The sequence below is a fragment of the Kitasatospora sp. NPDC059571 genome, assembly GCF_042735675.1.
Lineage (GTDB): Bacteria > Actinomycetota > Actinomycetes > Streptomycetales > Streptomycetaceae > Kitasatospora.
The window spans coordinates 1-4,095 of the sequence record NZ_JBHWBW010000535.1; the positions used below are offsets into that span (position 1 = coordinate 1).

The window sequence follows — 4,095 nt, forward strand, 5'->3', positions numbered from 1 at the left end:
GGCCCGCCCGCACCCCCGGCCCTCCACGACCGAATCCGATCCGAAGGACCCGAGATGCCCCCGACCGCCGAACAGGTGACGATCCCCCAGCCCCGGCAGATCCTGCCCGCCGAGGAGCGGTACGCCGCCGAACTCGCCTTCCTCGCCGCCCACGACGAGGGTCCGCGGCCGCCCGGCTGGGCGCTGACCCCGGCCGCCGTGGTGACCTTCGTCTGCGGCAGCGACGGCACGGCCCTGACCCTGCCGCCGCGGCGCCGCAAGGACGGGGCGCTGCCCGCCAAGCTGGTCGTCGAGCCGAAGTTCGTCGGCGAGCGCGCCCTGGTGGAGCGCTGCGTGGTCACCCTCGCCGGCGAGCGCGGCCTGCTGCTGGTCGGCGAACCCGGTACGGCCAAGTCGATGCTCTCCGAGCTGCTCGCCGCCGCCGTCAGCGGCACCAGCGAGCTGACCGTGCAGGGCACCGCGGGCACCACCGAGGACGCCTTCCGCTACGGCTGGAACTACGCCCTGCTGCTGGCCCAGGGGCCGACGCCGCAGGCGCTGGTCGCCTCCCCCGTGATGACCGCGATGCGCACCGGCCGGGTCGCCCGGATCGAGGAGATCACCCGCTGCCTGCCCGAGGTCCAGGACGCCCTGGTCTCGATCCTCTCCGACCGGCGGCTGAGCGTGCCGGAGCTCGCCGGTACGCCGGACGCCTCGGTGGCCGCCGTCCCCGGCTTCACCGTGATCGGCACCGCGAACCTGCGCGACCGCGGCGTCTCCGAGATGTCCGCCGCGCTCAAGCGGCGGTTCAACTTCGAGACCGTCCACCCGATCGCCGACGCCGTCGCGGAGACCTCGCTCGTCCGCGACCGGGCCACCGCCGCCGTCCAGCAGGCCGGCGCCGCGTTCGGCGTGGACGACGCCGTTCTCGACGTGCTGGTGACCGTCTTCCGCGACCTGCGGACCGGGCGCTCCGCCGAGGGCTGGGACGTCGAGCGCCCCGGCACCGTGATGTCCACCGCGGAGGCCGTCCACGTCGCGTCCTCGCTGGGGCTCGCGTCCGCGTACTTCTCCGGCGCCGACGTGCTCGACCTGGTCCCCGGCCACCTGCTGGGCGCCGTCCACAAGGACGACCCGGCCGACCACGCCCGGCTGCTCGGCTACTGGGACGGCCCGGTGCGCCGCCGCGCCGAGGACGGCTCCGCGACCTGGCGCCGCCTGTGGGACCTGCGGGAGAACCTCCGATGACCGACACCGCCACGGCCGCCGCCGGGCCGCGCGAGGCGGTGGCGGCGCTCGCCGCCTCCACCGCGCCGTACCTGATCGGCGTCCGGCACCACAGCCCGGCGCTGGCCGCGGTGGTGCCCGCCCTGCTCGACGCCGCCGACCCGCAGGTGCTCTGCATCGAGCTGCCCTCCGACTTCCAGCGGTGGCTGCCGCACCTGGCCGCCCCCGGGACGACCGCGCCGGTCGCGCTCGCCGGCGCGGACGGTACGGGCCGGCTCGGCTTCTACCCGTTCGCGGACTTCTCGCCCGAGCTGACCGCGCTCCGCTGGGCCCGCGACCGCGGGGTCGAGGTGCGCTGCTGCGACCTGCCGATGGCCGACCCCGCCTGGGCCGACCGCACCCCGGCCGCCGCGCCGGCGGCCGGGCAGCGCACCCCGGCCGCCGGTCCGGTCTTCGCGGACGCCCTGACCGCGGCCGGCACCGGCCGCGACGGCGACGACCTGTGGGACCGGTCGGTGGAGGTCCGGGCCCCGGGCAGCTCCCCGGAGGCCGTCCGGCGGGCCGCGCTCGCGGTCGGCTGGGCACTGCGCCGGGACGCCGCGGCCGACGGCGGCGTCCCCGCCGTCGACCTGGCCCGCGAGGCGCACATGCGGCGGGTGGTCGCCGAGGCCGCGGCGGACGGCCGACGGGTCGCCGCCCTGGTCGGCGCCTTCCACGGCCCGGCGCTGGTGGCCGGCCACGACGGGCCGGCCGATGACCGGCCGACCGATGACGGACCGTCGGCATCGTCCGCGGAGAGCGGCACCCCCGGTGCCGGAGGCGAGGTCACCACCTCGCTGGTCCCGTACACCTTCGCCCTGCTCGACGCCCGCTCCGGCTACCCGGCCGGCATCCGCGACCCGCGCTGGCAGCAGGCCGTGCTCGGCGCCCAGGGCGACCCCGTCCGGGTCGCCGAGGCGGCCGCCACGGCGATCACCGAGCTCTGCCGCGAGCTGCGCGCCGCCGGGCACACCGCCGGCACCGGCGAGGCCGCCGAGACCCTGCGGCTGGCCGGCGACCTCGCCCGGCTGCGGGGGCTGCCCGCGCCGGGCCGCGGCGAGCTGCTGGAGGCGGTGACCACCGTGCTCGGCCAGGGCGAGCCGCTCGGCCGCGGCCGGGCGCTGGCCCGGGCCCTGGAGACCGTCCTGGTCGGCACCGTCCGCGGCCGGACCGCCCCCGGCACCCCGCGCTCCGGCCTCGGCCCGGCCGTCGAGGCCGACCTCGCCGAGCTGCGGCTGCCCGGCCCCGACCGCCCGGAGTCGAAGGAGGTGCGCCTGGACCCGCTGCGCTCCCCGCTCGACGCCCGCCGCGAGGTGCTGCTCCAACGGCTGCACCTGTGCGGCATCGGCTACGGCGAGCCGGAGGACGTCGCGGCCGCGGGCGACGCCACCGCGCTGACCACCCGCTGGCGAGTGTCCTGGACGCCGTCCGTGGCGGCCCGGCTCGACCTGGCGGGCGTCCGCGGTGTGACGGCCGAACTCGCCGCCGCCGGCACCCTGCGGGAGGCCGCCCGCCGGCAGGAGGCCGACGGCGGGCCGACCTGCGCCCAGCTGCTCGACGGGCTGCGTGCCGCGGCCCGCTGCGACCTGCCCGACCTGGTCGCCGAACGGCTCGGCGAGGCCGAACTGCTGCTGCCCGCCGCCGCCACCCTGCCCGAACTCCTCGCCGCGCTGGACCTGTTGGACGCGCTGCGGCGCGGCCACCTGCCGGGCGCCGGCGAGCACGGGGCGCAGCGGGCCGCCGAGCTCGCCGCCGCCCTGCTGGACGCGGCGGTGCGCGCCCTGCCCGGCCTCGCCGGCAGCGACGATCCCGAGGACGCCGCCGCCCTGGTCGCGCTCGCCACCCGGGCCGGCGAGCACCGCCTCGGCCTGCGGATGGACGACGCGCTCGGCACGCTGGCCCGAACGGCCGCCCCGCTGGTGCAGGGCGCCGCCCTCGCCGCCCGGGTGCTGCTCGACCTGGACGGGGCCGCCGCGCTGGGCACCCGGGCCGCCGGGTGGGTGGACACCCCGACCCCCCCCGTGGCCCCCCGCCGGACGGCCCGGCTGCTGGCCGGCCTGCTCAGTGCGGGCGGTCCGCTGCTGGAGTGCGCGCCGACCGCCCTGGACCCGCTGCTGGAGCGGATCGACCGGCTCCCGGACCGCGGCTTCCTGGACCGGCTGCCCGCGCTGCGGGCCGGCTTCGACGTGCTCACCCCGGCCGCCCGCGGCCGGCTGCTGGAGACGGTGACCGAGCGGCTCGGCGAGCGCCCCGACCTCACCCTCGCCGCCGCACCCGACCTGCTCGCGCTGTGGGCCGCCGCGGACGCGGCGGCGGCTGCCGCCCTCGCCGCGCTCGGCCTGCCCGGCACCGGGAGCCCGGGTCCGGCGGCCGGCGGCCCCGCTGCCGGGCCCTCCCCCGTACCGGAGGCGGAGAGTGACGCTCCGGCAGCTGCGGACGCCGGCCCGGACCGCCCGGCCCCGGCCGAGCCGCTCGTCCCGGCCGACCGGCTCGCCCCGGCCGACCGCTGGCGGCTGCTGCTGGGCCGCGAGCCCGAGCGGCTGCCCGCGGGTGCCCGCCGTTACGCACGCGCCCTGGACGAGCTCTACGGCGCCGGACGCGGCGAGGGTGCGCAGGACTTCGGCGGCGGTGACGGCGGTGGCCAGGAGGCGTCCTTCCCCACCGCTCGCGAGTGGGCGGAGGAACTCGACGCGCTGTTCGGCGCCGACGTCCGCGAGGAGGTCCTCGGCCGGGCCGCCGACGCCGGCCGTACCGATGTGCTGGCCGAGCTCGACCCGGCCTCCGTCCGTGCGCGCGCTGTGCGGGCGGCCGCTGGGGGCCCACAGGCACGCGGGCACGCCCTCACTCACA

At 79.4% G+C, this 4,095-nt stretch carries 2 protein-coding genes; both read left to right on the plus strand.

The window, feature by feature from the left end; translation table 11 throughout:
- Positions 1–54 precede the first annotated feature (54 nt).
- On the plus strand, positions 55–1,227 hold the full coding sequence (locus tag ACFV0G_RS34895) for an AAA family ATPase (RefSeq protein ID WP_380556648.1): 1,173 nt from the start codon (positions 55–57) through the stop codon (positions 1,225–1,227).
- Positions 1,224–4,095, plus strand: a 2,872-nt coding sequence (locus ACFV0G_RS34900) for a DUF5682 family protein (protein ID WP_380556650.1), incomplete at its 3' end; no start/stop codon positions are given. The genes ACFV0G_RS34895 and ACFV0G_RS34900, both read left to right, overlap by 4 nt.

Coding starts and splice junctions, on each gene's coding strand:
- ACFV0G_RS34895 (WP_380556648.1), top strand. CDS start 55: ATGCCCCCGACCGCCGAACAGGTGACGATCCCCCAGCCCCGGCAGATC.